Origin of the sequence: Agromyces sp. NDB4Y10 (genome assembly GCF_001620055.1) — a bacterium.
Lineage (GTDB): Bacteria > Actinomycetota > Actinomycetes > Actinomycetales > Microbacteriaceae > Agromyces > Agromyces indicus.
Genome location: NZ_LQGY01000031.1, coordinates 1 through 25,209, shown reverse-complemented (window position 1 = coordinate 25,209; position 25,209 = coordinate 1). Strand labels below are relative to the sequence as shown.

At 72.0% G+C, this 25,209-nt stretch carries 24 protein-coding genes and 1 pseudogene; 8 read left to right on the top strand and 17 right to left on the bottom strand.

The window, feature by feature from the left end:
- A partial coding sequence (locus AVP42_RS08155) for a hypothetical protein (RefSeq protein ID WP_197466989.1) occupies positions 1-351 on the bottom strand: 351 nt, incomplete at its 3' end.
- Positions 352-439: 88 nt separating this feature from the next.
- On the opposite strand from AVP42_RS08155, the gene AVP42_RS08150 reads away from it, so the two are divergent.
- Positions 440-754, top strand: coding sequence for a winged helix-turn-helix domain-containing protein (locus tag AVP42_RS08150; RefSeq protein WP_067947908.1), 315 nt, complete (start codon positions 440-442; stop codon positions 752-754).
- A gap of 33 nt (positions 755-787) precedes the next feature.
- Here AVP42_RS08150 and AVP42_RS08145 read toward each other — a convergent pair whose 3' ends face one another.
- The 5 genes from AVP42_RS08145 to AVP42_RS08125 form a co-directional block, all read right to left on the bottom strand.
- On the bottom strand, positions 788-2,734 hold the full coding sequence (locus AVP42_RS08145) for an ABC transporter ATP-binding protein (protein ID WP_067947906.1): 1,947 nt from the start codon (positions 2,732-2,734) through the stop codon (positions 788-790).
- A gap of 85 nt (positions 2,735-2,819) precedes the next feature.
- Positions 2,820-4,166, bottom strand: a complete 1,347-nt coding sequence (locus AVP42_RS08140; protein WP_369798135.1) for an alkaline phosphatase D family protein — start codon at positions 4,164-4,166, stop codon at positions 2,820-2,822.
- Positions 4,167-4,614: 448 nt separating this feature from the next.
- Positions 4,615-5,598 (bottom strand): carbohydrate ABC transporter permease, encoded by a 984-nt coding sequence (locus tag AVP42_RS08135; RefSeq protein WP_067947905.1) that lies wholly within the window; start codon positions 5,596-5,598, stop codon positions 4,615-4,617.
- Complete coding sequence (locus tag AVP42_RS08130) at positions 5,595-6,566, bottom strand: carbohydrate ABC transporter permease (RefSeq protein WP_067947903.1); 972 nt, start codon at positions 6,564-6,566, stop codon at positions 5,595-5,597. The genes AVP42_RS08135 and AVP42_RS08130 overlap by 4 nt, the downstream gene beginning before the upstream one ends.
- A gap of 90 nt (positions 6,567-6,656) precedes the next feature.
- Complete coding sequence (locus AVP42_RS08125; RefSeq protein ID WP_067947901.1) at positions 6,657-7,994, bottom strand: ABC transporter substrate-binding protein; 1,338 nt, start codon at positions 7,992-7,994, stop codon at positions 6,657-6,659.
- Positions 7,995-8,199: 205 nt separating this feature from the next.
- On the opposite strand from AVP42_RS08125, the gene AVP42_RS08120 reads away from it, so the two are divergent.
- The gene (locus AVP42_RS08120; protein WP_067947899.1) at positions 8,200-9,228 is read left to right on the top strand and encodes a LacI family DNA-binding transcriptional regulator; all 1,029 of its coding nucleotides are present in this window, start codon (positions 8,200-8,202) and stop codon (positions 9,226-9,228) included.
- Positions 9,229-9,353: 125 nt separating this feature from the next.
- On the opposite strand, the gene rplL is transcribed toward AVP42_RS08120, so the two are convergent.
- Positions 9,354-9,743 carry a 50S ribosomal protein L7/L12 gene (gene rplL, locus AVP42_RS08115; protein WP_067947898.1) on the bottom strand — a complete coding sequence of 130 codons (390 nt, stop codon included), beginning with the start codon at positions 9,741-9,743 and terminating at the stop codon, positions 9,354-9,356.
- A 51-nt stretch (positions 9,744-9,794) separates the two neighbouring features.
- A complete protein-coding gene (gene rplJ / locus AVP42_RS08110; protein ID WP_067947896.1) occupies positions 9,795-10,310 on the bottom strand; it encodes a 50S ribosomal protein L10 in 516 nt (171 codons plus the stop codon).
- A gap of 350 nt (positions 10,311-10,660) precedes the next feature.
- Between rplJ and AVP42_RS08105 the strand changes: the two genes are divergently transcribed.
- Both AVP42_RS08105 and AVP42_RS08100 read left to right on the top strand, forming a co-directional pair.
- Entirely contained in the window at positions 10,661-12,391 is a 1,731-nt protein-coding gene (locus tag AVP42_RS08105; protein ID WP_067947895.1) for an MDR family MFS transporter, read from the top strand.
- Positions 12,392-12,401: 10 nt separating this feature from the next.
- Positions 12,402-12,899 (top strand): MarR family winged helix-turn-helix transcriptional regulator, encoded by a 498-nt coding sequence (locus tag AVP42_RS08100; protein ID WP_067947893.1) that lies wholly within the window; start codon positions 12,402-12,404, stop codon positions 12,897-12,899.
- A gap of 148 nt (positions 12,900-13,047) precedes the next feature.
- Here AVP42_RS08100 and AVP42_RS08095 read toward each other — a convergent pair whose 3' ends face one another.
- A complete protein-coding gene (locus AVP42_RS08095; protein WP_231878580.1) occupies positions 13,048-14,598 on the bottom strand; it encodes a cell wall metabolism sensor histidine kinase WalK in 1,551 nt (516 codons plus the stop codon).
- Positions 14,595-15,347: a response regulator transcription factor gene (locus AVP42_RS08090; protein ID WP_067947891.1), complete on the bottom strand. Its 753-nt coding sequence runs from the start codon at positions 15,345-15,347 to the stop codon at positions 14,595-14,597. The genes AVP42_RS08095 and AVP42_RS08090 overlap by 4 nt, the downstream gene beginning before the upstream one ends.
- A gap of 140 nt (positions 15,348-15,487) precedes the next feature.
- On the opposite strand from AVP42_RS08090, the gene AVP42_RS08085 reads away from it, so the two are divergent.
- From AVP42_RS08085 to AVP42_RS08070, 4 genes are all read left to right on the top strand, one after another.
- Positions 15,488-16,069 carry a GerMN domain-containing protein gene (locus AVP42_RS08085; protein WP_157356764.1) on the top strand — a complete coding sequence of 194 codons (582 nt, stop codon included), beginning with the start codon at positions 15,488-15,490 and terminating at the stop codon, positions 16,067-16,069.
- A gap of 113 nt (positions 16,070-16,182) precedes the next feature.
- Entirely contained in the window at positions 16,183-17,634 is a 1,452-nt protein-coding gene (locus AVP42_RS08080) for an ABC transporter permease (RefSeq protein WP_067947887.1), read from the top strand.
- Positions 17,635-17,691: 57 nt separating this feature from the next.
- A complete protein-coding gene (locus tag AVP42_RS08075) occupies positions 17,692-18,363 on the top strand; it encodes an ABC transporter ATP-binding protein (protein WP_067947886.1) in 672 nt (223 codons plus the stop codon).
- A 58-nt stretch (positions 18,364-18,421) separates the two neighbouring features.
- On the top strand, positions 18,422-19,093 hold the full coding sequence (locus tag AVP42_RS08070) for a DUF2652 domain-containing protein (RefSeq protein WP_067947884.1): 672 nt from the start codon (positions 18,422-18,424) through the stop codon (positions 19,091-19,093).
- Between the two features lie 36 nt (positions 19,094-19,129).
- On the opposite strand, the gene AVP42_RS08065 is transcribed toward AVP42_RS08070, so the two are convergent.
- From AVP42_RS08065 to AVP42_RS16665, 7 genes and pseudogenes are all read right to left on the bottom strand, one after another.
- The gene (locus AVP42_RS08065) at positions 19,130-20,152 is read right to left on the bottom strand and encodes a sugar phosphate isomerase/epimerase (protein ID WP_067947882.1); all 1,023 of its coding nucleotides are present in this window, start codon (positions 20,150-20,152) and stop codon (positions 19,130-19,132) included.
- The gene (locus AVP42_RS08060) at positions 20,149-21,576 is read right to left on the bottom strand and encodes an alkaline phosphatase family protein (RefSeq protein ID WP_067947880.1); all 1,428 of its coding nucleotides are present in this window, start codon (positions 21,574-21,576) and stop codon (positions 20,149-20,151) included. Before AVP42_RS08060 ends, AVP42_RS08065 begins: the two co-directional genes overlap by 4 nt.
- Positions 21,573-22,697, bottom strand: coding sequence for a metabolite traffic protein EboE (eboE, locus tag AVP42_RS08055; protein ID WP_067947878.1), 1,125 nt, complete (start codon positions 22,695-22,697; stop codon positions 21,573-21,575). Before eboE ends, AVP42_RS08060 begins: the two co-directional genes overlap by 4 nt.
- Positions 22,697-23,599, bottom strand: a complete 903-nt coding sequence (locus AVP42_RS08050) for a TatD family hydrolase (RefSeq protein ID WP_067947876.1) — start codon at positions 23,597-23,599, stop codon at positions 22,697-22,699. Before AVP42_RS08050 ends, eboE begins: the two co-directional genes overlap by 1 nt.
- Position 23,600: 1 nt before the next feature.
- Entirely contained in the window at positions 23,601-24,026 is a 426-nt protein-coding gene (locus AVP42_RS16670; RefSeq protein WP_067947875.1) for an EboA domain-containing protein, read from the bottom strand.
- Positions 24,023-24,892, bottom strand: coding sequence for a sugar phosphate isomerase/epimerase (locus AVP42_RS08040; protein ID WP_067947873.1), 870 nt, complete (start codon positions 24,890-24,892; stop codon positions 24,023-24,025). Before AVP42_RS08040 ends, AVP42_RS16670 begins: the two co-directional genes overlap by 4 nt.
- A pseudogene (locus tag AVP42_RS16665) lies at positions 24,889-25,209 on the bottom strand (4-hydroxybenzoate polyprenyltransferase); the annotation flags it as partial. The pseudogene AVP42_RS16665 and the gene AVP42_RS08040, both read right to left, overlap by 4 nt.

The window sequence follows — 25,209 nt, the reverse complement described above, 5'->3', positions numbered from 1 at the left end:
CGCGAGGGCGATGGCGACGAGGTCGGCGGCGGACGCGACGAGACCGGAGGCGAGGGCGAGCCACGCGGCGAGCGCCGCGAAGCGCCCGGCGGCGGGGTCGCCGCGGAGGTTGGCGCGCGCGAAGCCGAGCACGAGCGCGGTGACCGCCAGCACGAACACGACGAGCACGGCGCCGACGCGGTCGCCGTCGCGCAGTGTCGCGTCGAGGAGCGCGGCGAGGGCGACGAGCGCGGCGGTGATGCCGCCGCGCAGCGCGATGCGGACCGCGGTCGCCGGGCGGCGGATGGCGGCGCTCGTCGCGATCGCGGTGGCCGCCTGGACGGCGAGTGCGGCGATGAGGAGGAGCGACATGCGAAGCAGATTACCGGCGTTGTTCTTCGCATGTCAAACCATTCCGGTCTTTTGTTTCTGGTTATGACGAGCGGGGTAGCATGGGCGCATGAGCGGATGGACGTTCCTCACCAACCACGCCCACGTGCTCATCTGCCTCGCCCGCGACCCCGAGATCCGCGTCCGCGACATCGCCGACGCCGTCGGCATCACCGAGCGCACGGCGCAGGGCATCATCACCGACCTCGTCGACGCGGGCTACGTGCACCGAGAGAAGGACGGGCGGCGCAACCGCTACGAGACGGTCGACGAGCTGCCCCTCCGGCACCCCATCGAGTCCGACCACCGCATCGGCGAGCTCCTCGAGGTGCTCGCCGCCACGCGGACCGACTCGAGCGCCGACACCGGGCCGCGGGCCGGCTGACCACCCGCCCCGTCCCCCGCGGCGCACCGGCCCTCAGGAAGGCGTGACCGGGACCTCGGGCCGCTCGGCCTGCTGGCGATACAGCGACGCGTACACGCCGCCCGCGTCGATGAGCTCCGCATGCGTGCCGCGCTCCGCGATGCGCCCCGCGACGATCACGAAGATCACGTCGGCCCCCACCACGGTCGACAGCCGGTGCGCGATCGCGATCGTCGTGCGCCCGCGCGACGCATCGTCGAGCGCCTGCTGCACCACCCGCTCGCTGATCGTGTCGAGCGCGCTCGTGGCCTCGTCGAGCACGAGCACGGCCGGATCCTTCAGCAGCACGCGCGCGATCGCGATGCGCTGCTTCTCGCCACCCGAGAGCCGGTAACCGCGCTCCCCCACCACGGTGTCGTACCCCTCGGGGAACGACGCGATCGTCTCGTGGATGTTCGCCGCGCGGGCCGCCGCCTCGAGCTCGGCGTCCGTGGCATCCGGCTTGGCGTACCGCAGGTTCTCGGCGATCGACGCGTGGAACAGGTACGTCTCCTGGCTGACGATCCCGATGTGCGACATGAGCGAGACCTGCGACAGGTCGCGCACGTCGACCCCGGCGAAGCGCACCGCGCCGCTCGACGCCTCGTACAGCCGCGGCACCAGGTACGACACCGTCGTCTTGCCCGCCCCGCTGGGCCCCACGAACGCGGCGAACTGGCCGGGCTCGATCTCGAACGACACGTCGTCGAGCGTGGGCCGCTGGTCGTCGTCCGCGTCGGGGTACCGGAACGAGACGTGGTCGAACTCGATGCGGCCGAGCAGCGGCCGGCCCGCGGCATCCGTGCCCGTCGGCACCTCGCGCGCGTCGGGCCGGTCGGTGATCGCCGGCTTCAGGTCGAGGTACTCGAAGATGCGCGCGAACAGCGCGCTCGAGGTCTGCAGGTCGAGCGCGACGCGCATGAGGCCCATGAGCGGGAAGAGCAGGCGCGCCTGCACCGTGGTGAACGCGACGATCGTGCCCGCCGTGATGTCGGCGCCGCCCGTGATGAGCCAGCCGGCGACGAGGTACACGATCGCCGGGATCGACGACATGAAGATCGACACCATCGCGAAGAACCACTGGCCCGACATCTGCTGGCGGACCTGCAGCGAGATCTGGTTGCGGTTCTCGTCGGCGTACCGGTCGATCTCGCTCGCCTGCCGGGTGAAGCTCTTCGAGAGCAGGATGCCGCTGACCGACAGCGTCTCCTGCGTGATCGCGGTCATCTCCGACAGCGACTCCTGCGTCTTCGCCGCGATGCGCGCCCGCACCTGGCCGACCCGCCGCTGCGCGATGACCATGAACGGCATGAGCACGAGCGCGATGAGCGTGAGCTGCCAGTTGAGCAGCAGCATCGCCACGAACGCCGAGATCACCGTGACCGTGTTGCCGAGCACGCTCGACACCGTGTTGGTGAGCACGGATGCCACGCCGCCGACGTCGTTCTGCAGGCGCGACTGGATGACGCCCGTCTTCGTGCGCGTGAAGAAGCTGAGCTCCATCGACTGGAGGTGGCTGAACAGGCGCACGCGCAACGCGCCCATGACCTTGTTGCCGATGGTCGCGGTCAGGTACGTCTGCCACACCCCGAGGAGCGCCGACACCAGGAAGACGGCGATCATCGCGCCGACGATCCACGCGAGGGCCTCGAGGTTCGGCGGGGCGATCCCGCCCGCGCCGTCCGTCGGGAACAGCGCCTCGTCGAACGCGCGCTGGGTCAGCAGCGGCGGGATGACGCTGAGCGCCGCGCCGACCAGCACGAGCACGACCGTGACCGTGAGGGCCGCCTTGTGCGGGGCGAAGAGCTCGACGATGCGACGGAACAGGTGGGGGATCTTCGGCGCCGCCGCGTTCTCGGCGCGCTGGGCCTCCTCGTCGGCGCTGGAGATGCGCCCCCGCGGGCCGGGACCGCGACCCGGCCGCCCGCCCGAGCCCCCCGCTCCCCCGCCGTGCATGCTCATGGATTCACCCTAAGCGGCGCCTCCGGCACGCCGGCCGGGACGGGCCGCCCCGAAGCGGGGTGTTCGCCGAGGGCGTGCGCGCCGCTCAGCTCGCGGTGATCGCCTTGTCGCGCGCGGCCGGGACGAGGATCGAGGCGACCTCCTCGAGGCGCGGGTCTCGCTCGCGCCCGTCCTCGACCACGCCGCGGTGCCACGTCATCGCGAGGCCGTCGGGCTCGTCGCGCAGGAGCGCCAGGTTGTTGTCGAACCAGGGCCCCTCGACGGTCCGCCAGCGGAACGGCGGATCCGGAACCTTCGCCGACCGCGCGACGAGCGCGCCGACCGGGGTCGCCACCCCGTAGGAGGTGACCACCGTGAACCAGCGCAGCACGCGCGGCAGCGGATTGCGCACGGGCGAGCACACCGCCTGCACGATGCGGCTGCCGCCGTCGCGCTCGACCTCCGCGAGGTAGGAGTAGTGCACGTCGCCGGACAGGAAGGTGACGCTCTCGGGGGCCGGGCCGCGTTCGCCGTCGGCCAACTCGGTGATCATGCGCGCGACCGCCTGGAAGCTGTTCTGCCACGCCGCCCAGTGCTCCAGGTCGACCGCCTGGCGCAGCCGCTCGCCGATCCACGCCGCCGGGCGGCCCCACGCGCCCTGCGAGATCGCCTCGTCCCAGGCCTCCACGTGGTGCAGACCCATCGGCAGCAGGTACGGCAGCGAGGTGGCTACGAGCACGTGACGGATGCCGCCCCGCATCCGCTCGTCGAACCACTCCAGCTCCGGCGGGTCGACCAGTCCGCGCGCATCCGGTCGCAGGTCGCGGGCCGCGCGCGAGTCGACCACGACGAGGCGGATGTCGTCGAAGTCGCGGCTGTAGCTGAACCGGTACGTCGTCGGGTCGGCGTCGACGCGCTCGGCGAACTCGTCGACCGCCTGCGTGAGATCGAGCTCGGCATCGCCGTCGTGCGACGCCACGCGCTGCCACAGCGGGTCGGCCGCGCGCTCCTCGGGCGACAGGTTGCCGAGGTGCTGGTAGACCCAGTACGACCCGAGCCCCGCGACGATGCGCCCGTGCCACCACGACGTGGCCTCCATCTTGCGCTTCCAGTCGAGCGACGCGTTCCAGTCGTCGCGCACGTCGTGGTCGTCGAAGATCATCGCGCTCGGCACCGTCGACAACAGCCACCGATTCGCGTCATCCGACCAGGCCAGCCGGTAGAGGTGGGCGTACTCCTCGTAGTCCTTGAGCTCCTTGCCGGGCGGCTCGCGGAGGCTGCGACGCGCACGGATGAACTCCTGCATCTCCTTCGACGTCGAGTCGGCGTACACCTGGTCGCCGAGGAAGAGCACGAGGTCCGGCCGCGGCTGCTCGTCGGCGGCGAGCGAGAGGGCGAAGGCGCGCAGCGCATCGACGCCCCCGAACGGTCGTGGGGCACGCTCGTGCGGCACGAGCCGAACGCCATCCGCAGGGGCCGACCGGGCTCGCGCGTCGCGATCACCGGCGGCGGCCGATCCGACCCGTGCTCGGGCCACACCGTCGCCCCGTCGAACCGGACCTCGTACGCCAGCTCGGAGCCGGCCTCGAGGCCGTCGACCTCGATGAGCGCGTAGTGGTGGCCGTGCACCGCGAACGTGCGCGCCGACCACGACCGGCCCCCCGCGTGCACCGCGACCACGCCGCCCGCGCGCGTCTCGACCCAGATGCTCGCGGATCGCTCGTCGACGTACCGGAGCATCGGTCCCAGCAGGAGCGGGGAGCTCGCCATGGTCCTGTTCTACCCTGCGCGATCCGTCATGACCATGGGTTGCGCCGGCTCGATCGACGCCGAAGGGGCGGGTGCCGAAGCACCCGCCCCTTCGAGGCGTCCGAGCGGATGCCGCGGCATCCGCTCGCCCGTCAGCCCTTCGTCGAGCCCGCCAGCAGGCCGCGCACGAAGTAGCGCTGCAGGCTGAAGAACACGATGAGTGGAACGACCAGCGAGACGAATGCCGCCGCCGTGAGGCGTTGCCACTCCTGACCGCGACTGCCGACGAGCTCCGCCAATCGCTGCGTCAGCGGTGCGGTGTCCGCCGTGCCGTCGGTGAAGACCAGCGCGACGAGCAGGTCGTTCCACACCCACAGGAACTGGAAGATCGCGAACGACGCGATCGCCGGCAGCGCCAGCGGGAGCACGACGCGGAAGAAGATCTGGGAGTGGCTCGCGCCGTCGACGCGCGCCGCCTCGATGACCTCTCCCGGGATCTCCGAGATGAAGTTGTGCAGCAGGAAGATCGCCAGCGGCAGCGCGAACACGGTGTGCGCGATCCACACCGGGAGGAAGCTGTCGTCGGGCAGGATCGGGATGAGCTCGTTGACCTGTCGCTGCCACGGCAGGATCGTCGCCGAGAAGATCTGCAGCAGCGGGATCAGCGCCATCTGCAGCGGCACGATCTGCAATGCGAACACCAGGACGAACAGCGCCGCCGAGCCCTTGAACTTGATCCAGGCGAACGCGTACGCGGCCATCGAGGCGAGCACGAGCGGGAAGATCGTGGCCGGGATGGCGATGACGAGCGAGTTCACGAAGTAGGACCCGAGCTGCGGCGCCGAACCCGACGCGGAGAACAGCACCTCCTGGTAGTTCTCGAGCGTGAAGCCCGGGTTCTCGAAGATCGTCCACCAGCCGGTGGTCTTGATCAGCGGCTCGGGCCGGAACGACGAGATGAACAGGCCGAACGTCGGGATCGTCCAGAGGACGGCGATGACCAGCGCGACGACCGTCGCGGTGCGCGAGGTGAGCCGACGCTTGACGCGCGCCGCCTTCGGCTCGCGCATGACGTCGAGCTCGAGTTCCCCCTTGCCGCCGGCGACGGGGAGGTCGGCGGGTGCGACGCTGCTCATCGGATCTCCCTCTGCTTCCTCAGGATGTTGACGTTGTAGATGACGATCGGGAGGACCATCAGGAAGAGGATGACGGCGAGCGCCGCGCCGCGCCCGGCCTCGTTGGCCCGGAACGCCTGCGTGTACATCTCGTTCGCGACGACCGAGGTCTCGAAGTTGCCCGCCGTCATGGTGCGGACGATGTCGAAGACCTTCAGCGTCGCGATCGAGATCGTCGTCACGACGACCACGAGCGAACCGCGGATCGACGGGATCGTGACGTTGGTGAATCGCTGCCACGCGTTGGTGCCGTCGAGTTCGGCCGCCTCGATCTGCTCGGTCGGCACGCCCTTGATCGCAGCCGACAGGACGACCATCGCGAACCCGGTCTGCACCCAGATCATCACGACGATCAGGAAGAACGTGTTCATCGGCGCTTCCTGCAGCCAACGTACGGGCTCGCCGCCGAGCCCGGTGACGACGGCGTTCAGCAGGCCGATCTGATCCTGGTTCGGTCCGCGGTACTCGTACACGAACCGCCAGATGACGCCGGCGCCGACGAAGGAGATCGCCATCGGCATGAACACGAGCGACTTGTACACGCGCTCGCCGCGCGCCTTGTCGATGAAGACCGCGTAGGCCAGGCCGATCGCCGTCGACAGCAGCGGCACGAGGATCACCCAGATGACCGAGTTGCGGATCGAGATGAGGCCCGCGGGTTGGGTGAAGGCCCAGACGAAGTTGTCGAGGCCGATGAACTCGCCCGCGCGATTCGCGAACGCGAGGGTGGTCGTCCGGATGGCGGGGTAGATCAGGCCGAAGCCCAGCAGCAACGCAGTCGGGAGCAGGAACCCGGCCAATTGCCAGTAGTCGCGTCCGCGCTTGGGCGCGCGGTCGACGAAGAAGAGGATCAGCCCGATGATCGCGGCGAAGACGGCGACACCAAGGATCACCACGAAGATCTTGCCGATGAGGTCGGCGGTCGTCATTGCACTCCCTCCTCGTTGAGGAAAAGGGGGCCGCGCGATGGTCGCGCGACCCCCCGTTGGTTGATGGTAGGACCCGAATGGGCTCGATGGCTACTGCGGCCAGCTCGCTTCGATCTGGTCCACGACCGTCTGGGTGTCGGTACCGCTGATCCAGTCGACGATGCCGGCCCAGAACGACGCCGATCCGACCGCGCCCGGCATGATGTCGGAGCCGTCGAAGCGGAACGTGGTGTTCTCGTCCTGCAGGATCGCGTAGGCCTCGCGCAGCAGGTCGCTCGAGAGGTTCTCGGGGTCGACGCCGCTGTTGGCGCTGATGACGCCGCCCTCGGAGACGCGGTTGTTGGCCCACAGCGGGGTCGACAGGTACGTCTGGAAGGCCGCGACCGCCTCGGACTCGGTGAAGGCGCCGACGATCTCGCCGCCACCGGTCACGTCGGCCGCGCCGGCCTCCTGGCCGGGGGTGATGAAGGCCCAGATGTCGCCGTCCTCGGCCACGGTCGTGCCCTCGGGCCAGAGGCCCTCGTAGAACGACGCCTGGTGGTGCAGCGCGCACTGCCCGTCGAGGATGGTCCAGCCGCCCTCGTTGAACGTGATGTCGTTGATCGAGCGGACGTCACCGTAGCCGCCGTTCACGTAGTCCTCGTTCTTGAGGATGTCGCCGGCTGCGTCGAACGCCTCGACGATCTGCGGGTCGTTGAACGGGATCTCGTGCGAGGTCCACTGGTCGTAGACCTCGGGGCCGTGCAGGCGGAGGACCATGTCCTCGACCCAGTCGGTACCGGGCCAGCCGGTCGCCTCGCCGGAGCTGAAGCCGGCGCACCAGGGCTTGTCGACCGCACCCGACGACGCGATCTCGTCGGTCAGCGCCATCAGGTCGTCGAGCGTCTCGGGCTGCTCCCAGCCGTTCTCCTCGAACATCGCCGGCGAGTACCAGATGAAGCCCTTGACGCTGGCCATGAGCGGCGCACCGAGGAAGGTGCCGTCGACCGTGCCGAAGCCCTTCCAGTCCTCCGACCAGTACTCGTCGACGTTCGCCTCGACCTCGGCGGGAGGAGCGACGAGGTCGTCGGCGAAGGTGGCGAACAGGCCGGGCTGCGGGAAGATGCCGAGGTCGGGGGCGTTGTCGCCGTCGACGAGCACGCGGACCTGCGTCTCGAACTCCTGCGTGCCCTGGTAGGTCACGTCGATGCCGGTGCAGGTCTCGAAGTCGGCCCACGAGGCCTCGAGGCGCTCCGCCTCGACCTCGACGATCGTGCCGTAGACGCTCACCTCTTCGCCGTCGAACGTGCCGTACTCCTCGTAGTCGGAGCAGTCGGTGTCTGCCGCGTCCTCTGCCGCGATGTCGCCCGTACAGGCCGTCAGGGTCAGCCCGAGGGTCGCCGCCGCTGCGATCGGAACGATCCAGCGACGATGCCGAATGGAACTCATCTCTCATCTCCTCGTCGAGTGGTGCGAGTCGGTGCAGGGCGGAACCGGGAACCGGTTCCAGCGACAACGCTAGGCGAGGATGGGGAAGGCGGCAAGAGCCGCGCCGGTCACGATCCGGTGACGGGTCCGCCTGATGGGAACGGTTCCACATTGCGTTGATTTCGGCGTACACTCCGTTTCGCAGGCCCGATGGAGGGAGGCGAGGATGGCCGCGATCACCGACGTGGCCCGTCTCGCCGGGGTCTCGAAGTCCACGGCGTCGCGAGCGCTCTCCGGCCACGGGTACGTCTCCGAGGCCACCCGCCGCCGGGTGACGGCCGCCGCTGCCGAGATCGGCTACATCGCCTCCCCCAACGCGGCGAGCCTCGTGACCGGCCGGACGAAGAACGTCGGCATCGTCATCCCGTTCGTGAACCGGTGGTTCTTCGGCGAGGTGCTCGAGGGGGCGGAGCGGGCGCTGCTGGCCGCGGGCTACGACCTCACGCTCTACAACCTCGCGCTCGAGGGACCCGAGCGCGACCGCGTGTTCGACTTCTTCCTCGCGCGCAAGCGCGTCGACGCGGTCATCGCGGTCGGCGTCGACCTCGACCAGCGCGAGGTCGACGTGATCGGGCTGCGCGGCAAGCCCATCGTGGTGCTCGGCGGCGACGCGCCGGGAGCACCGCGCCTCGCGGTCGACGATCGCGCGGCCGGACGCCTCGCGACCGAACACCTCATCCAGCTCGGCCACACCCGCATCGCCCATCTTGCCGGCGCGGCCCCGGGCTCCGCCGCGCGCAGCGTGCAGCGCCTGCGCAGCGAGGGCTTCCTCGACGCGATGCGCGCCGCCGGGCTCGAGCCCGCGGGCGTCGACGGCGGCGTCCTCGAGGCCGAGATGACCCTGCCGGGCGGCTACTCGGCGGGACTGCAGCTGCTCGGTCATCCCGCGGCGCGCCCCACGGCCGTGTTCGCGGCATCCGACGAGATCGCGTTCGGCGTGATGCGCGCGGCCGAGCGCCTCGGCATCGCGGTGCCGTCGGCGCTGTCGGTCATCGGCTTCGACGGCCACGAGTACGCCGAGCTGTTCGGCCTGACGACGGTCGAGCAGTACCCCGAGGACCAGGGACGCATCGCCGTCGAGGAGGTCATGCGGGCGCTCGGTGAGAGCCCCTCCGGCGACGAGCGCGGCTGGGCCGATCGCCCGCTCGCGACCCGGCTCGTGGTGCGCAGCAGCACCACGGCTCCCCCGCGGTGACGGATGCCGCGGCATCCGCTGCCGCAGACGACGAATGCCCCGTGGTCCCATGGACCACGGGGCATCCGTTCGTTTCAGGTGACGCAGGTCACCTCAAGCTGCGAACCCGCTGACGCGGGCGCGGATTACTTGAGGGTGACGGTCGCGCCGGCCTCCTCGAGCGAGGCCTTCGCCTTGTCGGCGGTCTCCTTGTTCGCGCCCTCGAGCACGGCCTTCGGAGCACCGTCGACGACGGCCTTCGCCTCGCCGAGGCCGAGCGAGGTGAGCTCGCGGACGACCTTGATGACCTGGATCTTCTTGTCGCCGGCAGCCTCGAGGATGACGTCGAACGAGTCCTTCTCCTCGACCTCCTCGGCAGCGGCGCCGCCGCCAGCGGCAGCGGGGCCGGCAACGGCGACGGGGGCGGCCGCGGTGACCTCGAAGGTCTCCTCGAACGCCTTGACGAACTCCGAGAGCTCGATGAGGGTCAGGCCCTTGAACTGCTCGAGCAGCTCCTCAGTGGACAGCTTCGCCATGATTTCTTCTCCTTGGATTCTCTGGTTACTCACCGCTTGAGAGGCTCGCGCCTACGCAGCGGACTCCTGCTTCTCACGCAGCGCGTCGACCGTGCGAACGGCCTTCGAGAGCGGTGCGTTGAACAGATATGCGGCTCCGAACAGCGAGGCCTTGAAGGCGCCGGCGAGCTTCGCCAGGAGCACTTCGCGGGACTCGAGGTCGGCGAGCTTGCCTACCTCTTCGGCGGTCAGGGGCTTGCCATCGAAGTAGCCGCCCTTGACCACGAGGAGAGGGTTCGCCTTGGCGAAGTCGCGCAGCGCCTTCGCGACGGCGACCGGGTCGCCGTGCACGAACGCGATCGCGGACGGACCGGCGAGCTCGTCGTCGAACGACGAGATGCCGGCGTTGTTCGCCGCGATCTTGGTCAGCGTGTTCTTCACCACGGCGTAGCTCGCGTCCCCACTGATGGACTTGCGCAGCGTCTTGAGCTGGGCAACAGTGAGGCCGCGGTATTCGGTCAGCAGAACGGCGGTCGAGCTCTCGAACAGGTTCGTGAGTTCGGCAACCGCGGCTTCCTTGTTCGCCATGGCCACTCCTTGTGTCTTCAACGTGCATCGCGGTGGCGGTGCACGGCCTCGGAGCGCTGGCCGGTTCTCACGAACACGGGCCGGAAATGGAAAGAGCTCCGGCGCAGACGCGCGGAGCTCGATTCGGGAAACCCGAAAAGTCTTCGTCACACCTGCGCGGGCCCCTGCATTCGCAGAGCTTCGGTCGGCCCGTCTTGCGACGCGCACGACGACCAGCGGTCTTCGGCTTCGACAAGGGTAACGGATGCCGCGGGCGCCGCCAAATCGGCGCAACCGGGCGCCGTGGGAATAGTTGACCGAGGTCCACCGGTTCTTTATAGTTGACCTTTGTCAATCAGATCAGGAGCCCCATGACCGACGCCGCCCGCACCGCCCCGCCAGGCACCGACTCCGGCATGACCCACCGCGAGGTGCTCACCGCCCTCTCCGGGCTGCTCCTCGGCATGTTCGTGTCGATGCTCGCGTCGACGGTGGTCGGCAGCTCGCTGCCGGTCATCATCAGCGACCTCGAGGGCGACCAGTCGGCGTTCACGTGGGTCGTCACCGCGACGCTCCTCGCGACGACCGTGTCGACGCCCGTCTGGGGCAAGCTCGCCGACCTGTTCGACCGCAAGCTGCTGCTGCAGCTCGCGCTCGTGATCTTCGTGGTCGCGTCGGCGGTGGCCGGCTTCTCGCAGGACACCGGCACCCTCATCACCATGCGCGTCCTCCAGGGGCTCGGCGCCGGCGGCCTCGCCGCCCTCAGCCAGATCGTGATGGCCGACATCATCAGCCCGCGCGAGCGCGGACGGTACGCGGGCCTCTTCGGCGCCGTCATGGCCGTCGCGACCGTGGGCGGCCCGCTGCTCGGCGGCGTCATCACCGACGGCATCGGCTGGCGCTGGAACTTCTTCGTCGGCCTGCCCATCGCCGTCGTCGCGCTCGTGCTCCTGCAGCGCACGCTCCACCTGCCGAAGCGCCCCAGGACGAAGGTGTCGATCGACTACGCCGGCATCGTCCTGATCTCCTCCGGCGTCTCGCTCCTGCTGCTCTGGGTCACCTTCGCCGGGAACGACTTCGAGTGGATCTCGTGGGCGACGCTCGCGATGGTCGGCGGCGCCGTCGTCCTTTTGGCGATCGCCGTGGTCGTCGAGCTGCGCGCGGCCGAGCCGCTCATCCCGCTCGGCCTCTTCCGCAACCGCACGTTCACGCTCTCGGTCGTCGCGTCGGTGTCGGTCGGCGTCGCGATGTTCGGCACCGCGGTCTTCCTCAGCCAGTACATGCAGCTCGCCCGGGGCGCGACGCCCACCGAGTCGGGCCTGCTCACCATCCCGATGATGGCGGGCGTGCTCATCGCCTCCACCGTGATCGGCGCGCTCGTGAGTCGCCGCGGCAAGTGGAAGGCGTTCATGGTGACCGGCGGCGTGCTCCTCATCACCGGCAGCGTCGGCCTCTCGCAGCTGCACTACGACACGCCCTTCTGGTACGTCGGCATCTCGATGTTCGTGCTCGGCGCGGGCGTCGGCATGCTCATGCAGAACCTCGTGCTCGTCGTGCAGAACACGGCCGAGGTGCGCCACCTCGGCGTCGCGACGAGCGCCGTCACGTTCTTCCGCAGCCTCGGCGGGACGGTCGGTGTCGCGGTCATGGGCTCGATCCTCGGCACGGTGGTCGCCGACCGCATCCGCGAGGGCGTCGGCGCGCTCGAGCCCGAGCAGCAGCTCGAGGCCGCACGCACCCTCGGCGAGGGCACCATCCCGCAGATCGCCGCCCTGCCCGACTTCCTCCGCATCGTGGTCGAGTCGGCCTACGGCACGGGCGTCGGCACCGTCTTCCTCGCCGCCGTGCCGCTCGCGATCGTGACGCTCATCGCCGTGGCGTTCCTGCCGAACGTCGACCTCGGCACGCAGAACGCCATCCAGCGCGCGAAGGCCGAGCAGGGGCCGGATGCCGCGGCCGGGCGCGAGCGGGAGCTCGAGGATGCGGAGGATGCCGCGATCGACACCGCCACGGCATCCGTCGCCCTCACGCCCGTCGGCCTCGCGCACGACCCCGCGGTCGACGCCGGCGCCGGCCGTCCCGCCGAGCGGACCGGGCAATAGGATCGGCCGCATGACCGCCACCCCCGCGGCCGACCCCCGCCCGGCCACCGACGAGGAGATCGCGTCGGTCGAGGAGCAGCTGCGCCTGCTCTTCGTCCGCGTGCGCGCCGTGTGGAAGGAGGCCGCGGCCGCCGTCCACCCCGACCTGCAGCCCGTCGGGTACAAGATCCTCTCCGCGGTGGTGCGGCGCGGCGCGATGAACGCCGGCGCCGTCGCCGAGGCGCTCGAGATCGACAAGAGCGTCGTGAGCCGTCAGGTCAAGCAGCTCGAGGCGCTGGGTCTCGCGACGAGCGTCCCCGACCCGAAGGACGGCCGGGCACGCATCATCCAGCCCACGCCCGTCGCCATCGAGCGCGTCGGGCAGCGCAGCTCGCGCATGCAGCAGGAGCTGTACGCCAAGCTGCGGACCTGGTCCGCCGACGACGTCGAGCAACTCGCTCGCCTGCTCGCCCGCCTCGGCGGCGACGCGCTCGGCGAGCGCGAAGCTCAGGACCCCGCCGCATCCTGAGTCCCGCGTCCAGCGACCCCTGAGGCGGCGCCGCGCCGTCGGCGAGTCGGTGTCGAATGCACCGCTCGGTCGCCTGAGCGGTGCAGTTCGCATCAACTGGCGCTCCAGGGAGCGGGGGTGCGGGCGCGGGCGCGGGCGCGGGCGCGGGTCAGTCGACGGGGAGCTCGACGGCGAACTCGGTGCGGCCGGGCCCGCTGTCGACCGCGACCGTGCCGCGGTGGGCCTCGACGACCGCGCGCACGATGGCGAGGCCGAGCCCCGTGCTGCCCGCGCGACGGGAGCGCGACGCGTCCCCGCGGGCGAAGCGCTCGAACAGGGTCGCCCGCACGTCCGGGCCGATGCCCGGACCGTCGTCGCTCACGGTGATGCGGACCCGGTCGCCCGCGGCATCCGTCGACGGCACCGGCTGCAGGCGCACGACGACCTTCGTGCCCTCGGGCGTGTGCACGCGGGCGTTCGCGAGCAGGTTCGCGAGCACCTGGTGCAGTCGCGACGCGTCGCCCGCGACGGTCACGGGCTCGGCGGGGACGGCCACGCGCCAGTCGTGGTCGGGTCCGGCGACCTGCGCGTCACCCACTGCGTCGACCACGAGCTGTCGCAGGTCGACGGGATCGCGGCGCAGCTCGCGGCCCTCGTCGAGGCGCGCGAGCAGGAGGAGGTCCTCGACGAGCTCGGTCATCCGCAGCGACTCGGACTCGATGCGCCCGATCGCGTGCACGACGTCGGGCGGCAGCTCCCCGCCGTGCATGCGGGTGAGCTCGGCGTAGCCGCGGATCGAGGCGAGCGGCGTGCGCAACTCGTGGCTCGCGTCGGCGACGAAGCGTCGCACCTTCCGCTCCGACTGCTCCCGGGCCGACAGGGCGGATGCCACGTGGCCGAGCATCCGGTTGAAGGAGGTCGCGAGGCGGCCGACCTCGGTCCGCTCGTCGTCGACGGGCACCTGCTCCGGCAGTTCGACGTCACCGCGCGCCAGCGGCAGGTCGGACACGGCCGTCGCGGTCTCGGTGACGCGGTCGAGGGGCTGCAGCGCGCGGCGCACCGTGACCGCGCCGAGCGCGAGCGCGCCCGCCAGCCCGGCGAGCGCGACGATCACGATCGTGATGCCGAGCTGCGCCGTGGTCGCGTTGACCTCGTCGAGCGGCAGCGCCACCACGAAGGAGTACCCGCCGTTGGTGGGCGCGGCGATCGCGCGATAGTCGCCGAGGCCCGCAAGTTCGACCGTGCGCGGTTCGCGGTCGACGGGCACGGCGGCGAGGGTGCGCAGCGCGTCCGGCGACGGCTGGACGAGCTCGCCCTCCTCGTCGATCGTGCTGGACGCGAAGATCGTCCGGTCGACGACGAGGGCGGCGACGGTGCCCACGGGCTGGCCGGGGATACGCAGCAGCACCTCGGCGCCCTCGGGCGGGATCGGCAGCGGTCCGCCCGGGTCGTCGAGCGCGCGTCCGGCGCGGTCGGTGGCCTGCTCGAGTGCGGCGTCGAGGCGGGCGACGAGCTGGTTGTGCAGCACCGCGACGCTGACGAGGCCCACGATGGCGCTGACGAGCACGACGAGCGCCGCGACCACGATGAGCAGCCGGCGGCGCAGGGTCTTCGGCGCGGGACGCGCGGCCGCGGCATCCGTCACCCCGGCCGCCTCGGCCCGCTCGGCCGCGGCGCGCCTGGCCGCGGCCGCGTGGCCGGGGTCGCCGGGATTCGTCACGTCGTGGCCTTGAGCATGTAACCGGCGCCGCGCACGGTGTGGATCATCGGCTCGCGGCCCGCGTCGATCTTCTTGCGGAGGTAGGAGATGTAGAGCTCCACCACGGTCTCGCGGCCGCCGAAGTCGTAGCTCCAGACGCGGTCGAGGATCTGCGCCTTCGACAGCACGCGCCGCGGATTGCGCATGAGGAAGCGCAGCAGCTCGAACTCGGTCGCGGTGAGCTCGATGGGCGTGCCGCCGCGCTCGACCTCGTACGAGTCCTCGTCGAGGGTGAGGTCGCCGACGCGCAGCACCGGATCCTTCGACTGGGCGAGCGTCAGCGTCGAGCGGCGGATCAGCCCGCGCAGGCGCGCCACGACCTCCTCGAGGCTGAAGGGCTTGGTGACGTAGTCGTCGCCGCCCGCCGTGAGGCCGGCGATGCGGTCGTCGAGGGAGTCCTTCGCCGTGAGGAACAGGACGGGCGTCTCGGTGCCGTCGGCGCGAACCCGCTGCAGCACCTCGAGGCCGTCGATGTCGGGCAGCATGATGTCGAGCACGATCGCGTCGGGACGGAACTCGCGCGCCACGCGCACGGCGCCGAAGCCGTCGGACGCGGTGCGCACCTCCCAGCCCTCGTAGCGGAGGGCCATCTTCAGCAGGTCGGTGAGCGAGTGCTCGTCGTCGACGACCAGCACGCGCACGGGGCTGCCGTCGGCCTTGGCGATCTGCGGTCGCTGGCCCGCGCCGGGGGCGGTGGTCGACTGGCTCATGGTTCCGAGTATGCGCGCGTTCCTGTGCGCTTCCTATGACGCGAGCGGATGCCGCCTGTGATCCCGCCATGTGACCAAGGTCGGGTGCCGCCCGGGCGCGACGGGCGTACGGTTCCGGTGAGGGCGGTGACGCGATGGGCATGCTCGGGCGGACGACCACCGCCGCGGCGACGGCGGCAGTGGTGCTGCTGCTCGCGGGTTGCGGGACCGACGGCGGCCCCGCCCCGACGACGACGTCGGCGCCGCCCACCGGCTCGCCGCCGGCCACCTCGACCACCGAGCCCGCGCCGACGCCGCCGGGACCCGACGCGACCCCTGCTCCGCTCACCCTGTACCTCGTCCGCGTCGGCGACGACGGGGCGTCGGGCGAGCCGATCGGCTGCGGCGACAGCCTGGTGGCCGTGCCGACCGAGCCCATCACGACCGACGACCCGCTGCGTGCGAGCATCACCAGGCTGCTGCAGACGCCCGAGGGCGAGACCGTCGACACGGGCCTGTACACGGCCGTGCCCGGCGGCTCGCTCGACTACGTCGACGGCCGCCTCGAGGCCGACGGCACCGTGACGGTCGAGCTCACGGGTCGGCCCCTGCTGCGGGGCATGTGCGACGACCCGCGACTCGAAGCACAGCTCGAGCGCACCGCGATGACGGCCACCGGGGCGTCCGAGGCGCGCATCCTCATCGACGGCGTGCCCCTCGAGGAGTACCTGCGACTCGACTGAGGTCGGCATAGCCGACGCAGGGGCGACGCATCGCCGGACCACAGCGGGCGTGCCTAGCGTCCGGAGCGAGCCCGCCGACCGGTGGGTGCACGCCGACCCTCGAGGACCCCACCATGTTCTTCACCTACCTCCGGCGCGAGCTGGCCGGCCGCCGCAGGCAGACCGCGATCGTCGCGGCCGGCATGGCGCTCGCGATCGCCCTGGTCATGATCGTCAACGCCGTCTCGACGGGCGTGCGCGAGGCGCAGGCCGCCGCGCTCGAGTCCGTCTACGGCGTCGGAACCGACCTCACCGTGTCGCAGGCGCCGACGGCGCCCGGCGACGGCGAGGGCCCGCCCGGGGTCCGCTTCGAGTTCGGGCAGGAGGATGGCGCGACGGCCGAGGACGGCAGCACCACGGAGCTCAGCAACTCCATCCTCACGCCCGGCCCGGGCTCGTCGACGTTCGACGCCTCGACGCTCGAGACCGCCCGGTCGGTCGACGGCGTGGCCGCGGCATCCGCGACGCTCAGCCTCACGAACGTGGCCTTCGACGGCGAGCTGCCCGCACCCCCCGGCGGTGCCGACGGCGACGTGGCGCTGCCCGCACCCGGGGACGGCGGCGGCTTCGCCGGCGGCGCCTTCGACGTGTCGAGCACGACCGTGACCGGCGTCGACCCGGCCGCCGATGCCGTCGGCCCGCTCAGCGCGGTGGAGGTCGTCGACGGACGCGGCCTCGACGCCGACGATACCGGGCAGGCGGTCGCCGTGCTCGACGCCGACCACGCCACGAGCGAGGGGCTCGCCGTGGGCGACACGATCGACCTCGGCGGCACCGAATTCGAGGTGGTCGGCACGGTCGCGTCGACCTCGGCCGATGCCACGACCGCATCGAACGCCTACATCCCCCTCGACGTCGCGCAGGAGGTGTCCGGCCTCGAGGGCCAGGTCTCCGACATCGCGGTGCAGGCGGAGTCGGCGTCGATGATCGGCTCGGTGAAGGCCGACCTCGAGGCGGCCCTGCCCTACCAGGAGGTGAGCACGCAGGAGGACCTCGCGGCGACGGTGTCGGGCTCGCTCGGCACCGCGTCGCAGCTCGTCTCGAGCCTCGGCCTGTGGCTCTCGGTCGCGGTGCTCGCGGCGGCGTTCCTCATCGCGATCCTCTTCACGATCCAGGGCGTCACCCGGCGCACGCGCGAGTTCGGCACGCTCAAGGCGATCGGCTGGTCGAACCGCCGCATCACCGGCCAGGTCGCGGGCGAATCGCTCGTGCAGGGCCTCCTGGGCGGCGCGGCCGGCCTCGTGCTCGGCTTCATCGGCATCGCCGTCGTCAATGCGATCGCGCCGACGCTCGCCACCACGTCGGCACCCGACGCCTCCGCCGACGGACCCGCCGGCTTCGGCGGCGGCAACCCGTTCGACGCGATGCAGGCGTCGACCGAGGTGGTGCTCACCGCACCCGTGACCGCCACCGTCGTCGCCCTCGCCGTCGGCCTGGCCGTACTCGGCGGCCTCCTCGCCGGAGCGATCGGCGGATGGCGCGCGAGCCTGCTCCGCCCGGCCGAGGCGCTCCGCAGCGTCGCCTGAACGGATACCGCCGGCATCCGCTCGACCACCCAGCACCGCACCACGGAAGGACCCCCCATGTACACCCTCGAGAACGTCTCCAAGACCTACCGGCAGAAGGAGCGCACGGTCGCCGCGCTGACGGACGTGAACCTGACGATCCCGCGCGGGCAGCTCGTCGCCGTCCAGGGCCCGACGGGCGGCGGCAAGTCGACGCTGCTGCAGTTGCTCGGCGCGCTCGACCGGCCGACATCGGGACGCGTCGCGCTCGGCGAGTCCGACCTGTCGGCCCTGCCCGATGCGAGGCTCGGCGACGTGCGGGCGAGGGAGATCGGCTTCGTGTTCCAGGGCTTCAACCTGATCCCCACGCTCACCGCGCTCGAGAACGTCGAGACGGCGCTCGACCCGCTCGGCGTCCCGGCCGAGGAGCGCCGCCGCCGCGCGACCGCCGCGCTCGAGTCGGTCGGGCTCGGCGACCGGGCGCATCACGTGCCCGGCGAACTGTCGGGCGGCCAGCAGCAGCGCGTCGCGATCGCTCGCGCGCTCGTGAAGGAGCCCGAGGTGCTGCTCGCCGACGAGCCGACGGGCAACCTCGACGAGCAGACCCGCGACGAGATCATGGACCTGCTCGAGGGCCTCTGGCGCGACCGCGGCCTCACGCTCGTGATCGTCACCCACGACTCTGCCGTGGCCCGGCGCGCCGAGCGGCGCCTGCACCTGAAGCAGGGCACCGTCACCGAGCGCCGGTAGCCGTCGACGAGCGGTCGTAGACTCGGGCCACGGAACCGGCGGCACGGGCGGGAGGCGCATGGACGCGACGACGACGAGGCCCGACGCGCCGGTGGACGAGGTCGCGGCGGGCGAGCGGTACCTGCTCATCGCCGACATCTCCGGCTTCACCGGGTTCATGGCGAGCGTCGAGGAGGCGCATGGCGTCGACTTCAGCGGCGGGATCCCGACGGCGTACTCGCTGCTGGGGGCCCTGCTCGACAGCGTCGCGACCGGCGTCGAGCCCGACTTCCAGCTCGTGAAGCTCGAGGGCGACGCGGTGTTCGCGTGCGCGCCGGCTGCCGCCCTCGACGGCAGGGGCGATGCCGTCGTCGAGCGGCTGCAGCAGATGTACGAGCGCTTCCGCACGGCGCGGACGAACGCGACACCGGGACCGGAGCACGACTGCACGGCCTGTCCCAACGTCGCGTACCTCGACCTCAAGGTGATCCTGCACCGCGGGATGTGCGTCCGGCAGTCCGTCGGCACCGGGAGCGACCTGCTCGGACCGGCGGTCACGGTCGCGCATCGCCTGCTCAAGAACGCCATCCGCGAGCGCGTCGGATCCCAGCCCTACCTCTTCGTGACCGATGCGGCGGCGAGCGGCCTCGGCCTCACGCCGGGCGGGCTCCCCCACCGCGAGCGGTACCCGGACGCGGGCGAGGTGAGCGGGACCGTCCTCGACCTGCGGGCGGCCGGCGCCGAGACGTAGCGCCGAGCCGCCCCGCAGGTCGCGGCATCCGCTCGCCTACTGGTTCGAGAACGCGGCGTCGAACGACGCGGTCGGGCGCGGCCAGATGAGGGAGCGCACGAACTCGAGCGCCTGCGGCCCACCGTGGAGGCGGTCCATGCCGGCGTCCTCCCACTCGACCGAGATCGGGCCGGTGTAGCCGATCGCGTCGAGCGCACGGAACGCGTCCTCCCACGGCACGTCGCCGTGACCGGTCGACACGAAGTCCCAACCGCGGCGCGGGTCGCCCCACGGCAGGTGCGAACCGAGGATGCCGCTGCGGCTGTTGGCCGTGCGGATGCGCGTGTCCTTGCAGTCGACGTGGTAGATCCGGTCCTGGAAGTCCCAGATGAAGCCGACCGGGTCGACGCCCTGCCACATCATGTGGCTCGGGTCCCAGTTGAAGCCGAACGCCGGACGGCGGTCGATGGCCTCGAGGGTGCGCACGCTGGTCCAGTGGTCGTACGCGATCTCCGACGGGTGCACCTCGTGCGCGAACCGGACGCCCTCGTCGTCGAACACGTCGAGGATCGGGTTCCACCGGTTCGCGAAGTCCTCGTAGCCGGCGTCGATGACCGACGCGGGCACGGGCGGGAACATGGCGACGTACTGCCAGATCTTCGAGCCGGTGAAGCCGACGACCGTGTCGACGCCGAGCTTCCGCGCCACGCGCGCCGTGCGCTTCAGGTCCTCGGCGGCCCGCTGCCGCACGCCCTCGGCGTCGCCGTCGCCCCAGGTGTAGGGGCGCACGATCGCCTGGTGGCGGAAGTCGATCGGGTCGTCGCACACCGCCTGACCCGTGAGGTGGTTCGAGATCGCGTAGACCTCCAGGTCGTAGCGCTTCAGGAGCTCGAGCTTCTCCTTCAGGTAGCCGGGCTCCTCGTCGGCGAGCTTCGTGTCGAGGTGGTCGCCGCCGATGCCGATCTCGAGGCCGTCGTAGCCCCACTCGGATGCCAGGCGCGCGACCTCCTCGAACGGCAGGTCGGCCCACTGGCCGGTGAACAGCGTGACGGGGTGCGTGGAGGCGGGCGAGTCGGTCATGCTCGGATCCTTTCGTGGGGGTCGGACGTGGCGGACGCTCCGAGGCCCTGCCAGTGCAGGACCAGGTCGCGGACGTCGGTGGCGTGGACGCGGTCGCCCGCGCCGTCGAGGAAGCGGGGGTCGGACGCGAGCAGCAGCGGGGTGTCGGCCGCCGAGTCGGGCAGTCGCCCGTGCGTGCCGCGCACGCACGACGGGTCGAGGGGCACGGTGCTCATCGCGTAGCGGAGGCCGAGCGCCTTGCGGGCGAGGTTGCCGGCCGCCTTGGCCTTCGCGAGCCGGTCGGCGGGGTCGAAGAACAGCTCGGCCGGGTCGTAGCCGGGCTTGCGGTGGATGTCGACGCCCCGCGCGTACTCGGGCGCGCGGTCGTCGTCGAGCCAGAAGTAGTACGTGAACCAGGCCCCCGGCTCGGCGACCGCGACGAGCTCGCCCGACCGGGCGTGGTCGAGCCCGTACCGGGCCTGCGCCTCGCGGTCGAGGACCTCGTCGACGCCCGGGAGGTCGCGGAGGATCGCCGCGACGCGCGCCTCGTCGGCCGGGTCCGCCACGTACACGTGCGCGACCTGGTGGTCGGCGACGGCGAACGCGCGCGAGGTCCACGGGTCGAGCTGCTCGCGGCCGTCCTGCACGTACACCTCGAGCAGGCCCTCGCGTCGCAGTGCCCGGTTGACGTCGACCGGCCGGTCCGCCCGCGCGATGCCGTACTCGGCGAGCGCGACGACCGTGACGTCCTGCGCCTCGGCCTGGTCGAGCAGCGGCGCCATGGCGGCATCGAGCTCGACGGCGGCGCGACGCCCCTCGGGCGAGTCGGGACCGAAGCGCTGGTGGTCGTAGTCGAGGTGCGGCAGGTACGCCATCGTCAGGTCGGGCGCGCCCGGGCGATCGAGCACCCGACGGGTGGCGTCGACGATCCACTGCGTGGAGCGGATCGACGCGGTCGGCCCCCAGTACTGGAACAGGGGGAACTCGCCGAGCTCGTGACGCAACTCGTCGTGCAGGGCGGGCGGCCGCGCGTAGAAGTCGGGCGACTTGCGCCCGTCGGCGTGGTAGATCGGGCGGGGCGTCACGGTGAGGTCGGTCGTCGCGCCCATGGCGTACCACCAGCCGAGGTTCGCGCTCGTGTAGTCGCCCCCGCGGCGCCGGCGGGCGGTCTCCCAGAGCTTCTCGCCCTCGACCAGGCGGTTGTGCTGGCGCCACAGCAGCACGTCGCCGAGCTCGCGGAAGTACCATCCGTTGCCCACGATGCCGTGGCTCGAGGGCATGCGGCCGGTGAGCACCGACGACTGCACCGAGCAGGTGACGGCCGGGAGCACCGTGCCGAGCTCGGCGCGCGCCCCCGCGCGGGCCAGGTGGCTGAGTCGCGGCATGTGCCGCAGGGCGTCGGCGGTGAGGCCGACCACGTCGAGCAGGAGGACCTTCGAGCTCATGCCGGCTGCTCCGCTCCCTCGAGGAGCTCGGCGTGCGCCCACCGGAGCTCGGCCGCGATGCCGTCGACGAGGTCGACCGGCGCCCCCGGGAGCACCGACCACGTGTACGTCTCGACGTCGAGGTGCACCTGGTCGACGTCCTGCACGGCGCGCACGGCGGCGAGCGCCGTGCGGAGCACGTCGGTCGTCGACGCGAGCGGCGGCTCGGGCACGAGGTGCAGCGGCACGTGGAAGTGCACGCGCCACGGCGCCGTCGCGGGCAGCTCCGCGAGCGCCTCGGGCAGGTCGTCGACCCGGATGACGCCGCCCGGGGCGTCCTCGCGCACCTGGTGCAGGTAGCGGTCCTCCGCGTAGGCGCCGACGGCCCGGCGCGCGTCGGCGTCGGCCGGGCGCTCGACGTGCAGCGCGGCGGACGCCTGCACCTTCACGACGCGGAGGCCGGCGGCGGCGATCCGCTCGACGGCCTCGGCGGGGTCGGCGAACGACACCGCGAGGTGGCACGTGTCGAGGCACACGCCGATGAGGTCGAGGTCGAGCCGGTCGCGCCGCGCCGCCAGCCACGCCACGACGTCGTCGACGTCGTCGAGGGTGCAGCCCGGCTCGGGCTCGACGGCGAGGCGGATGGTCCGGCCGGTCTCGGCGCGGATGGCGCGCAGCTCCGCCCCGAGCGCCGCGAGCGCGTCGGTCGCCGCGCGGTCGGCGGCGGAGTCCCACCCGTCGCGCCAGCCGAGCGGCAGCGTGGAGATCGAGCCGTCGGCGCCGTCGGGCAGCAGCGCGGCGAGGACGCGGGCGGCGTCGACGGTGTACTCCAGCCGCGCGGGGTCGGTCCAGTCGGGGCGGTAGACGTCGAGCTTCACGACCTCGGCGTGGAACGCCTCGTACGGGAACGCGTTGAGGGTGCGGACCTCGAGCCCCTCGTCGTCGAGCGTGCCGCGGAGTCGCGCGAGCGCCTCCGGCTCGGACGCGAGCCGTGCCGCGAGCGGCGCGGGCAGCCAGAGTCCGACGCCGAGCACGGCGAGGCCCGCCGCGCGGCGCACCGGTCCGGCGGCCTCGCGCAGTTGGCGGATGACGCCGTCGAGGTCCTCGGCCGGGTGCACGTTCGTGCAGTACGACAGGTGCATCAGCGCGCCGCCTCGGGCACGGCCGGCACCGTGGCATCCGCCCCGCCCCGTCGCACCGAGTTGCCGGAGAACGTCTCGGGCGCGTTGGCGAGGGCGAACCCGGGCAGCGGCGTGAGGTCGAGCCGGCCGCTCTGCGCGAAGAACTCGACCGGGTTCTGCCAGAGCACGCGGTCGACGTCGGCCGCGTCGAAGCCGGCGTCGAGCATGGCCGCGCCGGTCTTCGCCGTGAGGAGCGGGTCGGAGCGACCCCAGTCGGCCGCCGAGTTCACGAGCACGCGCTCGGTGCCGTACCGCTGCAGGAGCGCCACCATGCGGTGGGGGTCCATCTTCGTGTCGGGGTAGATCGAGAAGCCCATCCAGGCGCCCGACTCCTTCACCATCTCGATCGTCACCTCGTTGAGGTGGTCGAGGACGACCAGGCCCGGCTCGATGCCCGATTCCGCGATCACCTCGAGGGTGCGGCGGGTGCCGTACTTCTTGTCGCGGTGCGGGGTGTGGACGATGACCGGCAGGCGGTGCTCGACGCCGAGCGCGAGGTGCGCCTCGAGCACCTCGTCCTCCTCGGCGGTCATCGAGTCGTAGCCCGTCTCGCCGATCGCGACGACCGACTCCCGCCGGAGGAACCGCGGCAGTTCCGCGAGCACCTCGCGGCAGCGCGCGTCGTTCGCCTCCTTCGGGTTCAGCGCGACGGCGCAGTGGTGGCGGATGCCGAACTGCGAGGCCCGGAACCGCTCCCAGCCCGTGAGCGCGTCGAAGTAGTCCACGAACGAGCCGACGCTCGTGCGCGGCTGGCCCAGCCAGAACGACGGCTCGACGAGCGCGCGCACGCCGGCGGCGTACATGGCCTCGTAGTCGTCGGTCGTGCGCGAGGACATGTGGATGTGCGGGTCGAAGATGCGCATCTCAGCGGCCTTCCTCTCGTGCGGCGCCGACCGGCGGCAGCAGCGACCGCAGGTCGTCGGGGACGGGGCGACCGGCCGCCTCGCGCTCCTCGGCGAGGTCGGCGGCCATGCGCGACAGCTCGGCGTCGCGCCGGTCGACCAGGCGGTCGACCGTGGTCAGCGGCACCTCCATGAACACGAGTTTCATGACGCCGTGCCGCCAGTCGTGGTCGCCGAGGTGGCGCCCGGCGAAGGCGCCCATCGCCGCCGACACGAGGCGCGGGTCGTTGGCGCGCAGGGCGTCGCGGACGAGCCCGAGGCCCGCCTCGCGCTCGTCGTCGGCGAGGGCGCCGTCGTACGCGTGCCGGTTCAGGTCCTCGAGCACCGCGATGCGCTGCTCGGTGTCGCCGTCGCGGTAGCGCGCTTCCATGCCGTCGGTGGCGGTCATCGTCCGATCCTCTCCATGACGTCGGTCAGCCGCGCCATGCTCTCCTCGGCGCAGCGGGGTGCCGCGTGCGAGTGCCGCGGCAGTTCGACCGCGGCCACGCCCGCGTAGCCGAGGTCGGCGAGCGTGCGGAAGGCGAGGTCGAGGTCGAGGCTTCCGGCGCCGAGCTCGAGGTGCTCGTGCGCGTGCGGGAGCATGTCGTCGACCTGCACGTTCACGAGCAGGTCGCCCGCGGCGCGGAGCGCCCCCGCGACCCCGTCCGGCTCGACGACCTCGCAGTGGCCGAGGTCGACCGTCAGGCCGAACTCCGGCGGGTCGCCGAGTGCGGCCCGGAGGCGCAGGGCGTCGGCCACGGTCTCGACGAGCATCCCGGGCTCCGGCTCGAACCCGAGGCGCACGCCGTGCTCGCGGGCGGCTTCGACCACGGGTCGCAGTCGTCGCACGAGGCGGTCCCACGCGGCATCCGTCGCCAGCCCCTCGGGACGCACCCCGGCCCACAGCGACACGCACTCGGCGTCGAGCACGGCGGCGACCTCGACGGCGCGGACGAGGAAGGCCACGCGCACCGCGGCGTCGGCGTCGTCATCGAGCAGGTTCGGCCGGTGCTTGCGGAACGGGTCGAGCACGTAGCGCCCGCCGGTCTCGACGACCACGCGCAGGCCCCGGCGACGAAGGTCGTCGCGCAGCGCGATCGCCCGATCGAGCCATCCGTCGGCGACGACGTCGAAGTGGGGGTGGCCGAGCGTGAGCGCCACCGCACGGTAGCCGTGCGCCTGCATGACGTCGAGCGCGGCGTCGAGCGGATGGTCGGCGAAGCCGTTCGTGCCGTACCCGAGCACGGGGCGGGCCGGTGCCGCGGTCGCGTTCATGTGATCTCGCGCCCCTTCGCACGGCGGCCGAGCACGACCCCGAGCGCGTCGATGCCGAGCAGCACGAGGGCGTCGACTGGACGGCCGGCCCGCGCGGTGAGCGCCGCCTGCAGGGGCACCATGGCGAGGATGCCGCGGCGCGTGGCCGAGCGGACGACGGGTGCCGACGGGTCGGCGACCGCGCCCGCCTGGGCCCGGAGGGTCGGCACCGCGTACCGCAGCGCCGCGACGATCGAGACGACCCCCGCCGCGGTCGGCTCGGGCCGCACCGCGGCGACCCCGGCAGCGAGGGTCGTGGCGGCCGCGACGGCGGCGGT